This window comes from Paenarthrobacter sp. AR 02 (assembly GCF_021538675.1).
Lineage (GTDB): Bacteria > Actinomycetota > Actinomycetes > Actinomycetales > Micrococcaceae > Arthrobacter.
The window spans coordinates 165723-184415 of record NZ_JAJUKH010000008.1 but is presented as its reverse complement, the minus strand read 5'-3'; the positions used below and the strand labels follow the sequence as shown (position 1 = coordinate 184415).

Here is an 18693-nt window from a genome sequence, read left to right as displayed (position 1 = left end):
TCGGCGTCGGTGAGGTGCCGGCCTTTATCCAGGGCGGTGCTGATGATCGTGGCGGAGCGGGAGGGTATTTGGGCTGATCCGATCGCGTCGGCGAGCGTTTCCCGTCGGGCGGGGAGGGATTGTCCGGCTGTTCCGGGCTGGGGGAGGACCTCGGCGGCGAGGGCGAGTCTGCGGCGGGCTTCGCTGATACTGATCCGCAATCGGGCGCGGAGGAACTGTGCCGTGTTCGGGTACCCGTCATCGAGCAGGGCCGCGTCCCCGGTCCGGGCGACCGCAGGAGCGTCGCTGCCCTGAGCGGCCTGAGCGGCCTGAGCGGCCTGAGCGGCCTGAGCGGCCTGACCGGCCTTACTGGTGACAACGTGTTCCTGGGTGCCTGACGGGGGCTCGGTCCAGCCCGTGCGCCAGCCGGGTTCGGCTGAGGACTGGGCGCCTCGAGCTTCATTCCGGGTTCGTTCCACCGCATGGGCCGCGACGACCTGCAAATACTCCAATGACCGCGACAGCTCCTCCACCCGACCAGCAAAATCCGCAGCCGCCTGGAAACCCAGCAGCCCGGCCTCGGTCGTGGCTGTGGTGCGCAGCTCTTCCACCGCCGAGGCACTGTCCTCCAACGCATGTGAAAGGTCGCCCGGCCGGGCGATGGTGTCTGGTCCATCAGGGGTCCATGGGAAAGGGGAGGCGGTCGCTGGGGAGGTCGTCGCTGGTGAGGCCGGACCGTCGAAACTCGTTGTTGCGGGACCGTGACTCGTTGCAGGACCCTGACCGGAGGCAACAAGCAGCGTCCCGGCGCCCGACGAATCCGTCCGCCGCTCCATCACCTGCCCGTCGCTGTCCATAGGAAAACCCTGTCACCCCGAACCCCCTACAGATCAGCCCCCAACCGGCCTATGTGGAAAAACTCCCTGCAACGAGCCCGAGCCGCCACCCGCGGAGGCGGCAGGTCGCCGTCGAGCGTTACGCCCGTCGAGCGTTACGGCCGTCGAGCGTTAGAGGGATCCAACCCGCACCGGATTACGGCGTTTGCGAAGCCGCTGCCGACGGTTCAAGATCCGCGAGCGTGAGAAGACGGACCGGGTCGACGCCAAATGGCACCGTGGAGGTCGGTGTAAGGTCCGCCCCAACATGGACCAGTTCGCCGGACGCCAGGGGGTGCCACCCGGGATTGTTGTCCATGGGCTCGGTGGCGAAGAGGACGTGGGGTGCCCGGGCAAGATCTGTGCTGCGGGAACTGATCCGCTTGCTCCTGGCATCGAGCGGGGCTCCGCGGTCCGGCGCTGTCGCGGGATTCCGTTTCAACATATAGAGAGGGTGGGTTGCTGGATACCGGAGGGCCCACATGTCGGTCGCCGTGGACAGGATGAAGTTGAGGCTGAAGACGGGCAGTTCGTGCGCAATCCAGTGGACAGCCTGCACAATGCCCGCACTAACATCGCCGCCGGCCAGACGGGTTTCTGCAGTGATCAGCGCGAAGAACCGCTCACTGTCGGATTGCCCCTGCACCAGTCCCATGACGCCGAGCGAGGTCAGCCGCCGGTCGAGTTCGTCCAGACCGTGAAGCACTCCGTTGTGGGCAAACAGCCGGTTGTCCTGCTCGAAGGGGTGGGTGTTGACCATAGTGAGCGCACCAGTGCTTGCATACCGGACGTGTGCCAGGAAGGTGGTGCTCTTCAGGTCGCGCGCCTCGCGGGCGAAAGCATGATCCTCCCAGGCCGCCAATGGTTGCTTGGCCACGCGGGCCTCGCCCTCGGCGTCGTACGTGCCTATCCCGGCCCCGTCCGGCTCTCGGTGGCTTTGCACCGAGAGGCTGTCCGGGGCGTCCAGCAACCAGAAGGTGGCTCGTACCGGTCGGGCTCCGGCATGGAGTCCAAAGAGACGGCACATGTGTGCCTCCTGTTCACGGGGTCAGTGATGGAATCCTTCTGCTTGCTTGTCGCCGGGCATTGGCGCGGTGAGGCTGTCCAGGTAGTCGACCTCTTTCTTCAGGTCTGCGAGGAAACTTGAAGCGAGGTCGCGCGTGAAACCGTTCCGGACCACGATCCTTTGAACCGTGATGTCACTGAGGCCGTCGGGCAGGGGATAGGCCGGCACCAGCCATCCATTCATCCGCAACCGCTCCGACAAGTGGTGCAGGTTCCAGTGCTCGGTGTGGCCGTCCTTGAGCTGCCAGGCGAAGACGGGTATGTCTGAACCATCGCTCCATAGGGTGAAGGCGTCCATGGCGCCGATTTCGTTGGACAGGTAGAGCGCAACGTCCCGGGAGGTCGCCTGAACCGACCGGTACCCTGCAAAGCCGAGCCGCAGAAAGAGGTAGTACTGCAACAGGACCTGGGCGCCGGGCCTTGAGAAGTTCAGCGCAAAGGTGGGCATATCACCACCGAGATAGCTGACGTGGAAGATCAGGTCTTCGGGCAGTGCCGCTGCGTCCCGCCAGACAACCCAGCCGAGGCCGGGGTAGACCAACCCGTATTTGTGGCCTGAGGTGTTGATGGAAGCAACCCGAGGGAGCCTGAAGTCCCAGACCGTTTGTGGCTGCAGGAAAGGTGCCACCATGGCTCCGGAGGCGCCGTCGACGTGGATGGGAATGTCCAGGCCGCGGCGTTCTTGAATGTCGTCGAGGGCCTCGGAAATCAGGCGGACGGGTTCGTAGACGCCGGTGTATGTGACACCCATGATGGCTACGACGCCGATGGTGTTTTCGTCGACGTACTGGTCCAGGTCATGCCCGTCGAGCATCGGGTGTTCAGCGGAGACAGGAACGAACCTGGGCTCCACCTCCCAATAGTTGCAGAACTTTTCCCAGCACACCTGGACGGCGGAGCTGAGGACGAGATTGGGCTTGTCGGTTGGCTTCCCTGCCTCGCGCCGGGCGTGCTGCCAACGGCGTTTCAACGCCAGGCCGCCCAGCATGCAGGCTTCGGAGGAGCCGATGGTGGATGTTCCGATGCTCTTTTCCGGGTCCGGCGCATTCCACAGGTCCGCGAGCATCCGCCAGCATCGAGTTTCGATGAGTGCCGTTTGAGGGTACTCGTCCTTGTCGATCATGTTCTTGTCGAACGTTTCGGCATACAGCTGGGACGCTTCGGGTTCCATCCATGTCCCCACGAACGTCGCGAGGTTCAGTCGCGAGTTTCCATCGAGCATCGCTTCGTCGTGGACAACCTGGTAAGCCGTGGAGGGCAGGGCCTCGCCCTCGGGCATGGTGAAGCGCGGAAAGATGGTTGATTCTCCGGGCCTGCTGAACAGGGGATTGAGTTCGACGGCGTTGTTCGGCTCGCGCTGTGACGTTCGATGGGATCTGCTCATGGGCTGGCTCCTAGGGGCTCGTCCTCGGGAATGGTCCGCGCGCTGCGGAGCAATACCTGTCTGTGGCTCACGCTACCTGCGGAAGCTGGCAAGCCCAAACACTGGCGGGCGCTTCATGGCGCGGTAATGCGCGGTCATCCGCGATGTTTAGTGGTGCTGCGCGACTGGCTAGTCCGGAATTTCCATCTGGAAGCCACACCCGTCGCAGTGCAGGACCCGGGTGTTGAGGTAGACCTCAAGCTCCGGATCGACGATGCGCCCTGTGGTGGCGGACAGCCGGGTCAGCTTCCCCGGGCCGGTGTGCATGGGGAGCCCGCAATGCAGGAAGTGCTTACCAAACTGCAGCAGCCCGGCGGATGGCTTTGCGGTGTTGAGGACCTCGGCCACGTCCGCGACGGTTGCTGCGTGGGCGCGGAAGGAACCGCAGTTTCTGCAGTTGTAACCGACGCGAACAAGGCCCATCGAGAGTTCGGAATGGGCATCGATGGTGTCGACCATGAGGTGTTGGTTGGTGCGGCACTTTTCGCAACTGGGTTGGCGTGCCTGGTGGGAGGAAGAAACAGGTTGCTGTGCTGACTGAGCAGTCATTGTGGACCCTGACGGGTTAAAGAGAGGTGGATACCTTTGGCACAAGTACGGTGTCTCCTCCCTGAGCGTAAGCTCCTCCCGCCCTGAATGGCAAGCGCCGGAATTCCAGTGAGACATCATGCTCGTGAGGGAAAACATTGACCGCCTGATTGGCCTGGACGGAAACGTCCGCACTGGTTGACGGCGATGTATCACCGCAAGTGCCGCTACCGCAAAGGCGCTGGCGATGGGACGATCTTCGTATGGGCGAACAGGAGCGAGACCAGCCCGACGCGTCGTCGGGTGCAGCGTCAGAGGACCGGGGAGACCCGACAACCCAGCAGATGAGGACCGTAGGGCAGCGCCGTCGGGAAGCCGAACGCAAGTTGGACCTGCACCTCGAAAAAGCCAGCCACAAGGGTGAACCGTCCGCTAGCGAAGGCGAGGATCATTCCGAAGCATAGATCCGCCGGCCGAGGACGGATGCTTGGGATGGCCCATCGGCTGGTCGCTGCTGTGGGCCTCTCCGTGGTGCAGCTGCATGGCGCTGTGGATGAGCGGGAAGTGGCTGAAAGCCTGCGGCGTATTGCCCAGCTGCCGTTGGGTGCGCGGGTCCCATTCTTCGCTGAGCAAGCCAACATCGTTGCGCAATGTCAGGAGCCGTTCAAAGAGTTCCGTAGCCTCATCCTTGCGGCCTATGCCCAACAAGGCGTCGACCAGCCAGAATGAGCAAGCCAGGAAAACGCCTTCATCGCCGGGCAGTCCGTCGTGGCCGGAATCGGTGCGGTAGCGCAGCACGAAGCCGTCCTCGGTGAGCTCCTTTTGGATGGTGTCCACCATCCCGACCACTCCGGGGTGCCTGTGCGGCAGGAAGCCAACACGGGGTATCAGGAGCAGGCTCGCGTCGAGTTCCTTGCTGCCGTAGGCCTGGACGAAGGTGTTGCGGGTTGTGTCGAAGCCCTTGGCCATGACGTCGGCGTGTATTTCGCTCCGCAGGGCGGCCCAGCGGTCGTGGGGTCCCGGCAACCCGGACGTGCGCACGGCCTTGACCATGCGGTCGGCGGCAACCCATGCCATCACCTTTGAGTGGGTGAAGTGCTGCCGCGGGCCACGCATTTCCCACAGGCCGTTATCTGGCTTGTCCCAGGCTCCTTCGAGGTACTCCATCAGTGCCACCTGGATGTCCCAGGAATTGTCCACGGTGCCCGCGGGAGAAGCGGCACGCGTGAGGGAGAGGCCGTCCAGCACCTCACCCCAGACGTCCAGCTGCAGTTGCGGCGCGGCGGCGTTGCCGGTGCGGACCGGCTGTGAACCTTCGTAACCGGAAAGCCACGGTACGTCTGCCTCGGGGAGTCTCCTGGCGCCGTCGAGCCCGTAAACAATCTGAAGTTCGGAAGGGTCTCCGGCGATGGCGCGGAGCAGCCAATCACGCCAGGCGGCGGCCTCTTCCGTGTACCCGGCCGCGAGGAGGGATTGCAGGGTCAAGGTGGCGTCACGCAGCCAGCAATAACGGTAATCCCAGTTGCGGGGACCGCCAATCTGCTCCGGCAGCGACGTGGTCGCTGCTGCGACGATCCCGCCGGTGGGCGCGTAGGTCAGGGCCTTGAGGGTGATCAGGGACCTCTCGACGGGTTCTTTGTATTTGCCCGCCATTTCACTGCGGCCGATCCACTCAAGCCAGAAAGACCCGGTGGCCCCAAGGGCGCGGTAGGGGTCGATCCGCCGTGGTTCTTTCTCGTGGCTCGGGGCCCAGCGGAGCACGAAAGGGACCTTGTCGCCGGCGCGGACGGTGAAGTCGCTGTAGGTCCGGCGATCCCGGCCTTCGAGCGGGGCGTGTGTTGTGAGGTAGGCGGAATCAGGGCCGGCCACCGCGCTGATGCCGTGCTTTCCGTGCCGTACCCACGGCACTACCCGGCCATAATCGAAGCGCAGGACCAGCTCCATGTGCATGTCCACCTCGCCGGAGAGCCCTTCGACGATCCGCACCACGTCCACTGCGTCATCGCGGACCGGCATGAAGTCGATGACCCGCACGGAGCCGCCGTCGACGTCCCATTCGGTTTCCAGGATCAGTGTGTCTTCGCGGTACTGGCGGCGGGTGCAGACTCCCTCGCTTGGTGTCCCGGCGGGTGCGATCAACCAGCGGCCCGCTTCGGGGGAGTCCAACAATGCCGCGAAGCACGCGGGCGAATCAAACCGGGGAAGGCACATCCAATCAATGGACCCGCTCCGCCCCACGAGGGCGGCAGTGTTCAGGTCCCCGATCATCGCATAGTCCTCAATCCTGGCCATGGAAACGATCCTAGTCCGCGCCACCCCGGCAATGACCACCACGGTGATGCGCGGGAGGGTCTGGCCTCGCGTGGGTGGTCGTGCTACCAATGACCCAGGAACTACTTCCGGGAGAATCCATGGCTGACGATCTGCCTGTCCTTGTAGTTGGCGCCACCGGTTTCCTGGGTGGCCAGGTTGTTGATGAGCTGCTCAAGCGCGGCAAGAAGGTCCGGGCCCTGGTCCGGCCGCAGTCCAGCGCGGCGAAGCTCGAGGCGAAGGGCGTGGAAGTAGTCCGGGGCGATATGCTCGACGCCGGTTCCCTGATCACCGCGATGACGGGCGTGTCCGCGGCTGTCTCGACGGCTGCCGGATATACGCGGAACGACAAGAACGCCAAAGCCATCGATACCTATGGCAACAGCAACCTCGCGGTTGCGGCCAAATACGCCGGCGTGCCGCGGTTCGTTCTCATCAGCATCGTCACCAGCGACCAAACACCACAAATCCCGCACTTCTGGAACAAGAAGCTGGCAGAGGACAAGCTGGAGGAACTCGGAGTGCCTTTCGTTGCCCTCCGTCCCGGGGCTTTCTTCGACCAGGTGGCCACCATGGGTGGCGGGAACCCCTTCGATAGGGGGCGGCTCACGTGGCTGGGTTCCAAGGATGTGCCGCTCACGTTCGTGCTCGCCAGCGACCTTGCCGGGTATTTGGCGGAGGCGGTGGACGCCGACGTGGCTGACGGGGAGAGGATCGATATCGGCTGGACCCGCCCGGTCAGCATCCTCGAGGTGGCCTCACTGGTTGAGAAGCACTCCGATAAGCCGGTCAAGGTCATGGCAATGCCCGAGCCCTTGCTCATTGGCCTCGGCAGGGTCACCTCAAAGGTCGTCCCGCTGGTCAGTGACATGGCCAGCATGGTGGCATGGTGGGATACCGGGAAATACGTGGCCGACACCCGCCGCCAGGAGCAGGTCTTCGGCCCGGTTCCCACCCCGGAGGAAGCAATCGCGAGGCTGGCGGCCCGCTTCGGGCGCTGAACACAGCGTTGCGCAAATGCTGGTGGCAGAGGCGAAAGATAAGTATCCTGATGACACGAATCCGGCGGAGGTCGCTACCTCGCGCTGGACAAACATGAGGAGCACTTTATGAGAATCGGTTCTTCCATTGCCCTGATCGCCATCGGTGCCATCCTGGCGTTCGCGCTCGCCCCCGGACTCATCCCCTTCCTGGACCAGGTCCTGGTGGGGTACATCCTGATCGTCGTTGGCGTCATCGGCCTGATCATCTCCATTGCCATGTCCAACAGGACCCGCCGCACCGTCGTGGAACGGCGCACGGCGCCGACGACAGTAGTTGAGCATCGTCCCGAGGTCTGAGCGCGGCTACAGGTTCAGCAGCCGACCTTAAGGCAAGAAAGGCACGACGGCGACCTTCCGCCGTCGTGCCTTTCCTCATGTCCCGCGGTGGGCGGCAGGACACTGCGCACGGCGTAGGCTGCTTTCATGGAGAAGACATTCGACATCGAGCCCGTGAACCAGAACGAATACCTGGTGCGCTGGCGATCTGAAGGGCAAACCGGGGAATCCCTGGTCCACACCAACCCGGAATTCCTCGCCGAAGCCGGCCTGGACGGCTTCGACGAGCAGCTGGTGGTTGAAGAAACCACCACCTACTTGGCGGAGCACCAGCCCGTGATCGACTTTCCCCAGACTGTGGACCTGGAAGAGATCGCGGCAGCCTACGGGGATTATGCGGAGCAGCTCAAAGCGCGGCTCGGGGCCCGGTAGTTCCGATTCCGATGCGGACCAGTGACTACTTGATCAGGTCCGCGGCCTGTTTCATGAGTGCTCCCGCAGTAGCCGCGCCGTTCTCTCCGGCCCCCTTGCCGGACGCCGTTGCGGAGATCATGACGCCGTCCTTGATGGCGTAGGCCATGTACGTGCTCTGCGAGGAGCCACCCGGCGTCGTGATGTCCGTCTTGTAGGCGACCGTTCCGGGAACGGTGTTGATGCCGTCGTACTTCGCGGTGGACACGTTCATCGATTGGCCCGCCATGGACAGCGTCATCTTCGCGCACTTCGCAGCTTCGGCGCTGCTTGCGTCAACGCTTTCCTGGAGCTTCTTGACATCCAGACCCGACGTCAGCGTCACCATGGTCATCACGCCGGATGCGGCGTTCAAGTCCGCGCCTGCTGCGGTGGTTGAACCGGCCAGGACATCCGATCCACCAAGGGTGGAGAGCTTGTTGCACTCGGCCGGTTCCACCGTGAACATGCTCATGAGCGCTTTCATCGGATTTTCCTGGGCGAGTTCTTCGCTGGAAGCGACGGTAAGGTCTGCGCCCGACGGGCTCTTGATGCTTTTTACCAAGGCCACGAGCTCGTCATTGGTGTACTGCTTGGCTGCGGTAGGGGTGGCGGAGGGCTCCGGCTTAGCCGCATCCGTAGACGCCGACGAACCCCCACAGCCGGTCAGAGCCATCATTACCAGCGCCGATGCTGCCGCGCCCTGCAGTGCAAACTTCTTCACAATCTTCCCCCATTGGTCCTGTGCGTGGTGCCCGGACTATTCCCAGGCTATTCCCAGACGGGATAACACTATCGATAACCGCCCACGTGGACCAGCGAGGTTGGCTCAGGCGTCGACGTCGGCCGTCACCCGTTCGCCGTTGAAGTACTCCAACTCCCAACCGTCCGTGACGTGGTGGTGGGCAAGGTTCAGGACGGCGTTCTGGACGCTGTCCAGCGTTCGGCCGATGGCGCGATTGAGCGTCAAACGGATCAGGGTGCCGTGCGCAACCACCAGGACGCGCTTGCCGGCGAACTCACTGGCCAGTGACTCAAGTGCCGCCAGTCCGCGCGTGGCAGCGTCGTCGTCGCTCTCGCCTCCGCGGAAGCCGCCGGGGATACGCAGTGCCTCCAGCTCGGGGCCCGCCTGCAAGCCTTCCGCAGGCCCAAAGCTGCGTTCGATGAGGTCGGGAACGAGCCGCGAAACAGTGAGTCCCAGGCCCTCGGCGATGATCTCCGCGGTCTCGGCAGCACGGCCCAACGGCGAAGACACCACCACATCCCACTGCCGGTCCGACAATGCGGCCACCGCGTCGCGCGCCTGGCCACGACCGACGTCGTTGAGCGGGATATCGGTGGAACCCTGCAACCGGCGCTCTGCGTTCCAGTCGGTCTGGCCGTGGCGGACGAGGGCGAAAGTTGTTCGGGTCATGCTTTCCATTGTGCCTTGCGCCCAGGCGGGTGGTCGAAGTCAGCTCTCCTGGACGGCGGTCTCTGTCGTCTCGCGCTGGGTGGCTGCCCAGCTGGCGAGCATTTTCAGTGCGTCATCTGAAGGTGTGCCCGGATCGGCGGTGTACACGTTGATGCGCAGTCCGGGGTCGGCGGGAAGTTCCATTGCTTCGTAGCTCAGGTCCAGGTCACCGACGACGGGGTGGTGGAGCCGCTTGCGGCCGGTGCGGTGGTATTTCACGTCGTGCCGGGCCCACCGTGTGCGGAACTCTTCGCTGCGGGTTGAGAGTTCACCCACCAGGTCCGTGAGGTCCTTGTCGTAGGGGTTTTTCCCTGCCGCTGAGCGCAGAACCGCTACGACGTCGTCCGCGCTGCGTTCCCAATCGGCGAAGAACTCCTGCGCTTTCGGGTTCAGGAAGGTGAACCGTGCGCTGTTCGGCGGGGTGACCTTTTCGGCCATCATGTCCAAGTACAGGGCCCGGCCGAGTTCGTTGGCGGCAAGGACGTCGCCACGGTCGTTGCGTACCCAGGCGGGCGCGGTGGTGATCGCATCGATGACGCGCTGCACACTGGGACGCACCGTCTGCGGGCTGCGCTTTCGCCGTACCCGCGGGGAAGCGGTGGCAGCGCGGGCCAGATCAAAAAGGTGGGCCGTTTCGGCGTCGTCGAGTTTGAGCGCACGGGCGAGGGCTTCAAGGACGCTGTCGGAGGCGCCGGAGAGGTTTCCGCGCTCAAGCCGGATGTAGTAGTCGATGCTCATCCCGGCGAGCATCGCGACTTCCTCGCGGCGCAGCCCGGTAACGCGCCGGTTACCGCCATAGGCAGGCAGGCCGGCTTCCTCCGGCGTGATCCGTGCACGGCGGGAACTCAGGAACTTCCGCACGTCATCGCTCTGTGTCATGGCATCCACGCTACGCGCCCCCACTGCGATCAGGGAGGGACTGGCGGTACCCGGATCGACAGTGACTCCCGGAGCATAAGGAACCACTGTTGCATTGAAAGCACGAAACCTGCCACGGCCCTAATCCGGCCCACCTGCATACCGTGAAAGGCATGATCATGGAACTTACCCTCAACAACGGCGTAACGATGCCGGCCCTTGGTCTTGGCGTCTTCCAAAGCGCCCCCGAGCAGACAACGGCGGCCGTTGAGGCTGCGCTCGCTGCCGGGTACCGGCACATCGACACCGCCGCAGCGTACGGCAACGAACGAGAGGTCGGCCAAGGCATCAGGAAATCGGGACTTGACCGTTCCGAAGTGTTCATCGAGACCAAGGTCTGGGTGAGCGACTATGGCTACGACCAGACGCTGCACGCCTATGAGAAGGCTGTCGGCAAGCTCACCTCGGGTTACCTTGACCTGCTCATCCTGCATCAGCCGGCCCCCGACCGCTTTGACAAGACCGTCGCGGCATATAAGGCACTTGAAACCCTTCTGGCCGACGGTCGGGTGCGGGCTATCGGGGTCAGCAACTTCATGCCACACCACATGGAGCAGCTGCTCGACTCCACGACTGTTGTCCCGGCAGTGAACCAGATTGAGCTGCACCCGTACTTTGCCCAACTGTCCGTCCAGGCAAAGGATGCCGAGCACGGCATTCTTACCCAGGCGTGGTCACCGATCGGCGGCATCACTTTCTATCCAGGATGGGGCGGTGAGGACCGCCGCAACGTCATGCAGGACCCGGAGATTGCCGTCATCGCTCAGGCCCACGGGAAAACCCCGGCGCAGGTCATGCTTCGCTGGCACCTGCAGCAGGGCCGTTCGGCTATCCCCAAGTCAACCAATCCGGCGCGCATCGCCGAGAACTTCGACGTGTTCGGCTTCGAACTCTCTACCGCGGAGCTCGCGGCCATCGACGCCCTCGACACCGGCGTCCGCAGTGGACCGGACCCCGACGTGGCGCGCGAAGAACGTTTCGCCATGGTCATCCCCGAAGCCTGAGAGCCACCACCCACAACGAGTATCACGGACGATGACGCCGCATTGCCCTTCCCCCCTCTTAATAAGTATCCTGATTACTAATCTGGTGAACCGGATGATGCTGTTTGGGCTGGGGGTCGCTCAAGCCGTGGTTGTTGAAGCAGTCGGCGACGCGCGGCTACCGTGAAAGTTTGATTGACGGCATTGCTTGGTAACGGCGGACCCCACGGGGTTACGTGGAGCCGGGTGGGGCCTGAAGGGCGTGACAATTCGTGGGCAACAATGACGAGGCCGTGGACTCCCGCGTCCCCGATTCCATCGACGACACACTGGATGGCCGATACCAGCTGGGTCCGGTTTTGGGCCGTGGGGCCATGTCGACCGTGTACCGGGCCACTGACCTGCTTCTTGGCCGTGACGTGGCCATCAAGATCTTCCTCCCGGGCTCCGGCGACGATTCGTTCCGTGCCCGGCAGGAAACTGAGATGCGTCTCCTGGCCAGTTTTGACCACCCCGGGCTGGTGGCTGCCTTCGACGTGGGCGTCGATACCCGCAACGACGAAGAGCGGGCGTACCTGGTCATGGAACTCGCTGAAGGCCGTGACCTCCGGGCCCTATTGGCCGACGGTCCGCTCACCGTCCCCGAGGTTGCCCGCATCGGGGCGCAGATCGCGGGCGCACTCTCCCAGGTGCATGGCCACGGCGTCATCCACCGGGACATCAAGCCGGCCAATATCCTGGTATCCGACGACGCCGGGCTCGCCCAAAAGGTTAAGCTGGCGGACTTTGGCGTCGCCCTGGTGGTGAACGACAGCCGCCTGACGGCAACGGGCTTTACCGTGGGCACCGCCCAGTACCTCAGCCCCGAGCAGGCGCAGGGCCTGGGCCTGACACCCGCGAGCGACATCTACTCATTGGGGCTGGTGCTCCTTGAGTGCCTCACCGGCAAGGCTGAATACCCCGGCACCCCTATCGAGACCGCTTCGGCGCGCCTGCACCGAGCGCCCGAAATTCCGGCCGGGTTGCCTGCCCCGCTGCGTTCACTGCTGGTGTCCATGACTGACATGGATCCCGGAAAACGTCCCGCCGCGGCTGGCGTAGAGCAGGCCCTTGCGGATGACCGAATCCAGGCCGGGCGCAGGACGGCGGTGCTGCCGCCTTTGCCCTCCCGGCCGCCGGTGCGCGCTGCCGAAACCAAGGTTTCGATGGCCACGGTCATGACCCTTCACAAGCGGCGGCCCAAGACTGTCTGGGGTGTCGGAGCGGCCGCGGTGACCGTGCCTTTGGCGCTGGTGCTGTTCACGCAAGGGCTGGCTCCCTCAGGTTCCACAGCAGACAACTCCCTGCCCGCAGAATCGGAGGTGTCGCAAGCGGATCCGCAGCCTGCCGCACCGGTTGTTCCGGTTGTGCCGACGCCCGCCGGTGTCACACCCGTCGAGGCCGACCCCGCGGCCGCCGTTCCTGCTGAAGTGGTCAACCTGCCGCAACCTGCGCCGGTCCCTGCCGTCCAGGCGCCTGCTCCCGTCCCGGCCGTGGTGCCGGGGGCAGTGACGGCGGATGAGAAGGGCAAGGATCGTGGCGGCAACAAGCCGGACAAACAAAAAGGAAGCGGCCCCGCCAAGCAGCCCAAGGACCGGTAAGAAAGGCACGACGGCGGGTGTCCGCCGTCGTGCCTTTCATCGCCAGGTGCGTGGCTAGGGTTCGGCGGGAAAGCTGACCGCCACCGTGGTGCCGCCGCCCGGTGTTTCTGCGAGGTTGAGATCCCCACCGTGTGCTTTGGCGATGTTGCTGCACGTAGCCAGGCCGAGGCCGGAGCCTGGTCCATCACCATTGCGTCGCAGGCGCACCAGGGGTTCCAGGACTTTGGCGCGGTCCTCCAGCGCGATGCCCTTGCCGTTATCGGCCACGAACACGGTGGTGCCGTGGTAGTTGGACACGCCGCTGATGCGGATCCTGAGTTCCCGCTCGGGGCTGCTGTAGTTCATGGCGTTGGACACCAGGTTCTGGAGCAGGATGCGGAGCTGGCCCCGGTCCGCACGCAAGCTGATGTCTTCAACTTCCACGATTCCGGCGTGCTCCACCCCGAGGTCGCCGATGACCTCCTCCGTGACTTCCCGCAAGGAGATCTGTTCCGGCTGGATTCCGCCACCCACGCGGGAGTAGCTGAGGACGTCTTCGAGCATGCCCAGCATCCGCCGCCCGCTGGCACCGATCCGGTCCAGGTATCGTGCGGCAGTGCTGTTTGGTTCGACGTCGGGGTCGTCCTCCACCAACTCCACATAGCCCAGGATGGTGGTCAGCGGGATGCGGAGGTCGTGGCTGACCCTGCCCGCGAAACCGGCAAGCTTGGCGTTGCTGTCCTTGAGTTCGCTATAGGTCCTGTCCAGCTGGACGGTGCGGTGCTGCAGCTCAAGCAGCTCCACCACCTGCTTGGCGAGGACCTCCAGCATGCCCACCTGTTCAGGCCGCAGTTCCTTAGTCTTGTCGGAGAAAACGCAGAGTGTGCCCGGGACAAAACCCGACTCGGTCTGCAGGGGCACGGAGGCATAGAAGCGTACTTTGCCGATTTCCCCGGTGACGAACGGGTTGTCGGCGAAACGCGGATCCTTGGAAGCGTCGGCCACGACGGTCCGTTCACGCGACAGGAAGACTTTTGCGCACATCGAATCTTCGCGGGAGCACACGCCCGGGTCAACGCCCCAGGCGCCGATCTGGTGCTGGTACTCGGCACTGATGATGTTCACCACTCCGAATGGAGCGCCGCACAACTCGGTGGCGAGACGCACGAGGTTCTGCAGGGCGCTCATCACCGCTGCGTTGGGAAGCAAGGTGGAGCCTGCCTCGGGGTCCAATCCGTACTCCTGAAGTTGCAGGTCACGGCCGAGGTCGTCGGTGAAGGACAGCTGCCCCCGAACTTCCGTCATTAGAACATTCCCCCCAAGCTTCTTCAGGATTCCCTGCCGATACTACCGGGGAAATAGCCCGGATGGTTTACTAAGGGGCATGAGCGAGCAGGTCCCGGCTCAGTCCGGCGATTCCGACGCCATCGACCTCTCCCTACGGACGCCGGCAGAGCGGTCCCGTACCTTTACCGGGATCCTGGTCAACACTGCCCTGGCGAATATCACCACCAGCTATCTGTGGTTTGCGTTGACCTTCTGGGTGTACCTGGAAACCCGCAACGTCATTGCCACAGGGGTGATCGGCGGCGCTTACATGCTGTTGATCGCCCTTTCCAGCATCAGTTTCGGCACGTTCGTGGACCGATACCGGAAGCTTGCCGTGATGCGGTTCGCCGGAGCCTTCACCATGGTGATGTTTGTGCTCTCAGGCCTCATGTTCCTGGTGACGCCGGAACCGGCGCTGCTGGACCTTGCCCAGCCGTGGTTCTGGATCTTCACGGTCATCATCCTTGTCGGTGCGGTGGTGGAGAACCTGCGCAACATTGCCCTCTCCACCACGGTGACCATCCTGATCGAACCCGATCGGCGGGCCAACGCCAACGGCCTGGTCGGGATGGTGCAGGGGCTGATGTTCATTGTCACTTCCGTGCTCTCGGGCCTGTCCGTGGGCCTGTTGGGGATGGGCTGGACGGTGGTGGTGGCCATCGTCATGACCGTTCTCGCCTTCGCTCATCTGCTGAGTCTCCGGCTGCCCGAAGAAGTGCGTGCTGCTGCGTCCGATGCCCAAGGCGGCTTTGACCTGCGCGGATCATGGGCGGCCGTCATGGCGATCTCCGGGCTGTTCGCGCTGATCCTGTTCTCAACGTTCAACAACTTCATCGGCGGCGTCTACATGGCGCTGATGGACCCCTACGGCCTGGAGATGTTCTCCGTGGAAATGTGGGGAACTGTCTTCGCCATCGGAGCCACGGGCTTCATCCTGGGCGGCGCGTTGATCGGCAAATTCGGTCTTGGGCAGAACCCGTTGCGGACCTTGCTCCTTGCCGTGGCAGTCATGGGACTTGTGGGGGCCGTGTTTACGTTGCGCGAATGGGCCTGGCTCTACATTGTGGGGATCTGGCTCTACATGGCCTTGGTTCCCGTGGTGGAAGCGGCTGAACAGACCGTCATACAGAAGGTGGTGCCGCTCCACCGCCAAGGCAGGGTCTTTGGCTTTGCCATGGCTTTCGAATCCGCAGCGGCACCTGTTACTGCTTTCCTCATTGCCCCGATCGCCCAGTTCTGGCTCATCCCCTATGCCCGCTCCGCGGATGGTGCAGCCCGGTTGGAGCCGTTGTTGGGTGAGGGGACGTCCCGCGGCATCGCGCTGGTGTTCCTTGCGGCCGGCACCATCATGATCGTGGTGGCCGGGATCGCGTTCCTTACGCCGGTCTACCGGAGGGTCTCCGCTTCATACGCCGGGTCCGGGGCGAAGGAGACGGAGAGCGAGAACGCGGCGACCAATTGAAAGCCCACGCCGTAGGCGACAGCCCGCTGGGCCGGACACCAAAGGCAAGAGACGCACGACGGCGGGAGGTCGCCGTCGTGCGTTTGCGTCAGTCCGCGCTCGGGTCACCTACGCCATGAAGGCGAGGTCCTCACGCCTGACCCTGAACCGAAGGGGTTCGCCGCGTGCCAGCCGCAGTGCCTCGTCGACGGCGCTCGCCGCCATCCGCTCAAGCTCGCTGCCCAGGGAACCCGCGACATGCGGGGTCAGCAGCACATTGGGATGGGTGTAAAAAGGGGAATCGGAGGGCAGCACCCAGGGCGTCGTGACGTCCAGGATGGCGTACAGGTCACCCTGTTGGACCCTGGCGAGCAGCGCATCCTGGTCCACCAGCTCGCCTCGGGAGGTGTTGATGAACGTTGCGCCCGGCCGCATCCGCTGCACCATCGCCGCGTCCATGAGGTTCCTGGTGGAGGGCAACGACGGCGCGTGGAGGCTCACGACGTCCGAGGTCGCCACCAGTTCGTCCAGGCTGACGCTGACGACGCCGAGGGCCGCAGCCGCAGCATCGTCCAGGTAGGGATCCGAAACCACGACCTCCAGATCGTAGGGGGCGAGCAGCCGGATGACGTGCCGGCCGATCTTTGAAGCCCCAATGATCCCTACTCTTTTGCGGTAATTTCCCATGTCCGGAAAGAGCTGCTCGGGCAGCACCTCGGTCCGGGTAGTGTGCAGGGCCCGGGCAATCTGGAGGACCCGCTTGTTGGCGAGGATGATCATGGCCACGGTGTATTCGGCCACGGGGATGGCGTTGGCGTCGGCCGCGGAGCTGACCTGGATGCCACGTTCCCAGCAGGCTTCACCAACGTGGTGTTTCACGCTTCCGGCGGCATGCAGGACGTAACGCAAACGCGGCGCGGCATCCAGGACAGTTTCGTCGATCAGGGGGCAACCCCAGCCGGTGATGAGGACATCGGCGTCAGCCAGCAAGGAACGGCCGGCCGATGAATGGAAGTCCTGGATGGGCGCGCGGCCCAGCAGGTTGACGGAAGGTTCCAGTGGGTCCAGGCTTCGCGGCGGAAACACGGCCCGGGCTGTGTGGGCCGGCATGGCCAAGGCAACGTTCAAGTTCACTTGACGCTCCCTGCAGTGAGGCCGGATTTCCAGAAGCGCTGGAGCAGGATGAACGCCACCAGCAGCGGAATGATGGACAGCAATGAGCCGGTGATGACCATGGGTGTGAACTCGGGTTGGGGCAGCGCGTAGCCCTGCCAGATGGAGATGCCTACACTGACGGGAAGCAACTTCTGGTCCTGCAGCATCACCAGGGGAAGCATGAAGTTGTTCCACACGCCCACGAACTGGAACAAGGCGATGGTGACATAGCCGGGCATCATCATGGGCAGGCCCAGGGAGAAGAAGCTGCGGATCGGTCCCGCGCCGTCAACGCGGGCTGCTTCCAGGGTCTCAGCAGGGACATACGCCGCCGAGTAGACCCTGGCCAGGTACACGCCGAACGGATTGCACAGCACCGGGATGAGAATGGCCCAGACGGTGTTGGTGATACCAAAGACCGAGGCCAGCAGGTACATGGGCAGGACGGTCGCGGTGTTGGGAATCAGCACGCCCACCAGGACGATGCCAAAGAATGAGTCCTTGCCACGGAACTGGAATTTGTCGAAAGCGTAGCCGGCCAGGACAGAGATCAGCCCACCGAAGACCGCGCCGAAGGCGGCATAGAACATCGAGTTCGCCATCCAGCGAAGGAAGACTCCGCCGTCCTGGTTCAGCACGGCGGCGACGTTGTCGAAGAATGCCGGCTGGCCGAATGCGTAAGCGGCGGTGCCGTAGAGGTCTGCCGTGTTCTTGGTGGATGCAAAGAGCAACCACACCACGGGAAGGACCATGTAGGCGCAGCCCAGGATCAGGAGCGCATTGACGGTGAACGAACTGGCAAAACCGCCGCTGCGGGCAGAACGCCGCCGTTTCAGTGGCGAAGCCGGAGCGGAAATCCCCGGGCGCGACATCGTTGAGGTGCTCATGCTTTGTTCGTCCTTGAGCTGAAGCGGGTGACGGCCCAGGACAGCACGGCGGCCATGAGCGCGATGATGATGGAAGCGGCGGCGGCCTGGTTCAGGTTGTGCCGGTTGAACGCGGCGTCGTAGGCCCACATGTTGGGAACCCAGGTGCTGGTGACGGACGCCGTGGCCTTGGAAATAATCGACGGTTCCGTGAACAACTGAAGCGTTCCGATCACCGTAAACAGCATGATCACGCTCAGGGCCGGGAGGATCAACGGCAACTTGATGCTCAGGGCACTCCGGATCTCACCGGCCCCGTCAACGCGGGCTGCTTCCAGGATTTCCCGCGGAACAGCCTGCAACGCGGTGAAGAGGATGATCACGTTGTACCCGGTCCATTCCCACACCGCAATGTTCACGATGGAGGGCAGGATCATCTGGTGGTCCAGGAAGTTCACCGCAACCCCACCCGATTCCAGGGCTGACACGATCGGGCTGACACCGGGTGTGTACAGGTACGCCCAGATCAGTGCGGCGATGACGCCTGGGACCGCATGCGGGAGGAAGACCAGCAACTGAAAGAGCTTCCTGGCCCGTGCCACGGCAGCATCCAGCAGGAGCGCGAAAGCGAGCGCCCCGCCCACCATGCACGGGATGTAGATGGCACAGTACAGGGCGAGCCTGCCGATTCCTCCCACAAAGCTTTCCGACTGGAGGACCTGCAGGTAGTTTTCCAGGCCCACGAACGATGTTTTGGCCTCGCTGAAGCCAAGACCGGATTTCTGCTGGGCAAAGAAGCTCAGCACCACCGCGTAGATAACAGGTGCCACCATCGCGACGGCGAATACTGCGAAGAAGGGGGTGAGGAACAGTGCCGCCGTCCGTCCTCCCGTTCCGGACATGGGGCGTTGTTTGCGGGATCCCGGGCGTTTGGTGCCTCGGACGGAAGGTACTTGGGTGACCATGGTTAATCTCCTCGC

Annotated in this window: 18 protein-coding genes and 1 pseudogene; 7 read left to right on the top strand and 12 right to left on the bottom strand. The window is 63.8% G+C overall.

The genetic code is table 11. The features are described from left to right. From LRQ04_RS15475 to LRQ04_RS15460, 4 genes and pseudogenes are all read right to left on the bottom strand, one after another. A pseudogene (locus LRQ04_RS15475) lies at positions 1-836 on the bottom strand (HNH endonuclease); the annotation flags it as partial. A 175-nt stretch (positions 837-1011) separates the two neighbouring features. Next, positions 1012-1881, bottom strand: coding sequence for a class II glutamine amidotransferase (locus LRQ04_RS15470; RefSeq protein ID WP_235521222.1), 870 nt, complete (start codon positions 1879-1881; stop codon positions 1012-1014). A 21-nt stretch (positions 1882-1902) separates the two neighbouring features. After that, on the bottom strand, positions 1903-3303 hold the full coding sequence (locus LRQ04_RS15465) for a glutamate decarboxylase (RefSeq protein ID WP_235521219.1): 1401 nt from the start codon (positions 3301-3303) through the stop codon (positions 1903-1905). Between the two features lie 168 nt (positions 3304-3471). Beyond that, on the bottom strand, positions 3472-3801 hold the full coding sequence (locus LRQ04_RS15460; RefSeq protein ID WP_235521218.1) for a hypothetical protein: 330 nt from the start codon (positions 3799-3801) through the stop codon (positions 3472-3474). Positions 3802-4133: 332 nt separating this feature from the next. Between LRQ04_RS15460 and LRQ04_RS15455 the strand changes: the two genes are divergently transcribed. Continuing rightward, positions 4134-4334: a hypothetical protein gene (locus LRQ04_RS15455; RefSeq protein WP_235521216.1), complete on the top strand. Its 201-nt coding sequence runs from the start codon at positions 4134-4136 to the stop codon at positions 4332-4334. On the opposite strand, the gene LRQ04_RS15450 is transcribed toward LRQ04_RS15455, so the two are convergent. Next, the gene (locus tag LRQ04_RS15450; protein WP_235521214.1) at positions 4303-6162 is read right to left on the bottom strand and encodes a glycoside hydrolase family 15 protein; all 1860 of its coding nucleotides are present in this window, start codon (positions 6160-6162) and stop codon (positions 4303-4305) included. The two genes, LRQ04_RS15455 and LRQ04_RS15450, sit on opposite strands and share 32 nt — an antisense overlap. A 119-nt stretch (positions 6163-6281) precedes the next feature. Between LRQ04_RS15450 and LRQ04_RS15445 the strand changes: the two genes are divergently transcribed. From LRQ04_RS15445 to LRQ04_RS15435, 3 genes are all read left to right on the top strand, one after another. Next, positions 6282-7181: an SDR family oxidoreductase gene (locus LRQ04_RS15445; protein WP_235521213.1), complete on the top strand. Its 900-nt coding sequence runs from the start codon at positions 6282-6284 to the stop codon at positions 7179-7181. Between the two features lie 108 nt (positions 7182-7289). Further along, on the top strand, positions 7290-7520 hold the full coding sequence (locus LRQ04_RS15440; RefSeq protein WP_235521211.1) for a DUF6458 family protein: 231 nt from the start codon (positions 7290-7292) through the stop codon (positions 7518-7520). Positions 7521-7646: 126 nt separating this feature from the next. Next, positions 7647-7931, top strand: a complete 285-nt coding sequence (locus LRQ04_RS15435) for a hypothetical protein (RefSeq protein ID WP_235521209.1) — start codon at positions 7647-7649, stop codon at positions 7929-7931. A gap of 25 nt (positions 7932-7956) precedes the next feature. Here the strand turns inward: LRQ04_RS15435 and LRQ04_RS15430 are convergent, their stop codons facing one another. The 3 genes from LRQ04_RS15430 to LRQ04_RS15420 all read right to left on the bottom strand — a co-directional run bounded on the left by LRQ04_RS15430 (position 7957) and on the right by LRQ04_RS15420 (position 10281). Beyond that, on the bottom strand, positions 7957-8673 hold the full coding sequence (locus LRQ04_RS15430) for a hypothetical protein (RefSeq protein ID WP_235521207.1): 717 nt from the start codon (positions 8671-8673) through the stop codon (positions 7957-7959). Between the two features lie 105 nt (positions 8674-8778). Then, positions 8779-9372, bottom strand: a complete 594-nt coding sequence (locus LRQ04_RS15425) for a histidine phosphatase family protein (protein WP_235521205.1) — start codon at positions 9370-9372, stop codon at positions 8779-8781. A 30-nt stretch (positions 9373-9402) separates the two neighbouring features. Beyond that, complete coding sequence (locus LRQ04_RS15420; RefSeq protein ID WP_235521204.1) at positions 9403-10281, bottom strand: helix-turn-helix transcriptional regulator; 879 nt, start codon at positions 10279-10281, stop codon at positions 9403-9405. Positions 10282-10439: 158 nt separating this feature from the next. Here LRQ04_RS15420 and LRQ04_RS15415 point away from each other — a divergent pair, with 158 nt between their 5' ends. Beyond that, positions 10440-11324 (top strand): aldo/keto reductase, encoded by an 885-nt coding sequence (locus tag LRQ04_RS15415; protein WP_235521232.1) that lies wholly within the window; start codon positions 10440-10442, stop codon positions 11322-11324. 251 nt (positions 11325-11575) lie between these two features. Beyond that, on the top strand, positions 11576-12943 hold the full coding sequence (locus LRQ04_RS15410) for a serine/threonine-protein kinase (protein WP_235521201.1): 1368 nt from the start codon (positions 11576-11578) through the stop codon (positions 12941-12943). A 54-nt stretch (positions 12944-12997) separates the two neighbouring features. On the opposite strand, the gene LRQ04_RS15405 is transcribed toward LRQ04_RS15410, so the two are convergent. Next, a complete protein-coding gene (locus LRQ04_RS15405) occupies positions 12998-14227 on the bottom strand; it encodes a GAF domain-containing sensor histidine kinase (RefSeq protein ID WP_235521200.1) in 1230 nt (409 codons plus the stop codon). Between the two features lie 79 nt (positions 14228-14306). Here LRQ04_RS15405 and LRQ04_RS15400 point away from each other — a divergent pair, with 79 nt between their 5' ends. Continuing rightward, positions 14307-15713 (top strand): MFS transporter, encoded by a 1407-nt coding sequence (locus LRQ04_RS15400; RefSeq protein ID WP_235521198.1) that lies wholly within the window; start codon positions 14307-14309, stop codon positions 15711-15713. 108 nt (positions 15714-15821) lie between these two features. Here the strand turns inward: LRQ04_RS15400 and LRQ04_RS15395 are convergent, their stop codons facing one another. From LRQ04_RS15395 to LRQ04_RS15385, 3 genes are read right to left on the bottom strand one after another with little or no spacing between them, the layout of a single operon-like run. After that, positions 15822-16826: a hydroxyacid dehydrogenase gene (locus tag LRQ04_RS15395; protein WP_235521196.1), complete on the bottom strand. Its 1005-nt coding sequence runs from the start codon at positions 16824-16826 to the stop codon at positions 15822-15824. Then, positions 16823-17734 (bottom strand): carbohydrate ABC transporter permease, encoded by a 912-nt coding sequence (locus LRQ04_RS15390; RefSeq protein ID WP_235521195.1) that lies wholly within the window; start codon positions 17732-17734, stop codon positions 16823-16825. The genes LRQ04_RS15395 and LRQ04_RS15390 overlap by 4 nt, the downstream gene beginning before the upstream one ends. Continuing rightward, a complete protein-coding gene (locus tag LRQ04_RS15385; protein WP_235521194.1) occupies positions 17731-18678 on the bottom strand; it encodes a carbohydrate ABC transporter permease in 948 nt (315 codons plus the stop codon). The genes LRQ04_RS15390 and LRQ04_RS15385 overlap by 4 nt, the downstream gene beginning before the upstream one ends. Positions 18679-18693 lie beyond the last annotated feature (15 nt).

Coding starts and splice junctions, on each gene's coding strand:
- LRQ04_RS15455 (WP_235521216.1), top strand. CDS start 4,134: ATGGGCGAACAGGAGCGAGACCAGCCCGACGCGTCGTCGGGTGCAGCG.
- LRQ04_RS15385 (WP_235521194.1), bottom strand. CDS start 18,678: ATGGTCACCCAAGTACCTTCCGTCCGAGGCACCAAACGCCCGGGATCC.
- LRQ04_RS15465 (WP_235521219.1), bottom strand. CDS start 3,303: ATGAGCAGATCCCATCGAACGTCACAGCGCGAGCCGAACAACGCCGTC.
- LRQ04_RS15445 (WP_235521213.1), top strand. CDS start 6,282: ATGGCTGACGATCTGCCTGTCCTTGTAGTTGGCGCCACCGGTTTCCTG.
- LRQ04_RS15400 (WP_235521198.1), top strand. CDS start 14,307: ATGAGCGAGCAGGTCCCGGCTCAGTCCGGCGATTCCGACGCCATCGAC.
- LRQ04_RS15450 (WP_235521214.1), bottom strand. CDS start 6,162: ATGGCCAGGATTGAGGACTATGCGATGATCGGGGACCTGAACACTGCC.
- LRQ04_RS15425 (WP_235521205.1), bottom strand. CDS start 9,372: ATGGAAAGCATGACCCGAACAACTTTCGCCCTCGTCCGCCACGGCCAG.
- LRQ04_RS15460 (WP_235521218.1), bottom strand. CDS start 3,801: ATGGTCGACACCATCGATGCCCATTCCGAACTCTCGATGGGCCTTGTT.
- LRQ04_RS15420 (WP_235521204.1), bottom strand. CDS start 10,281: ATGACACAGAGCGATGACGTGCGGAAGTTCCTGAGTTCCCGCCGTGCA.
- LRQ04_RS15390 (WP_235521195.1), bottom strand. CDS start 17,734: ATGAGCACCTCAACGATGTCGCGCCCGGGGATTTCCGCTCCGGCTTCG.
- LRQ04_RS15405 (WP_235521200.1), bottom strand. CDS start 14,227: ATGACGGAAGTTCGGGGGCAGCTGTCCTTCACCGACGACCTCGGCCGT.
- LRQ04_RS15440 (WP_235521211.1), top strand. CDS start 7,290: ATGAGAATCGGTTCTTCCATTGCCCTGATCGCCATCGGTGCCATCCTG.
- LRQ04_RS15470 (WP_235521222.1), bottom strand. CDS start 1,881: ATGTGCCGTCTCTTTGGACTCCATGCCGGAGCCCGACCGGTACGAGCC.
- LRQ04_RS15415 (WP_235521232.1), top strand. CDS start 10,440: ATGGAACTTACCCTCAACAACGGCGTAACGATGCCGGCCCTTGGTCTT.
- LRQ04_RS15435 (WP_235521209.1), top strand. CDS start 7,647: ATGGAGAAGACATTCGACATCGAGCCCGTGAACCAGAACGAATACCTG.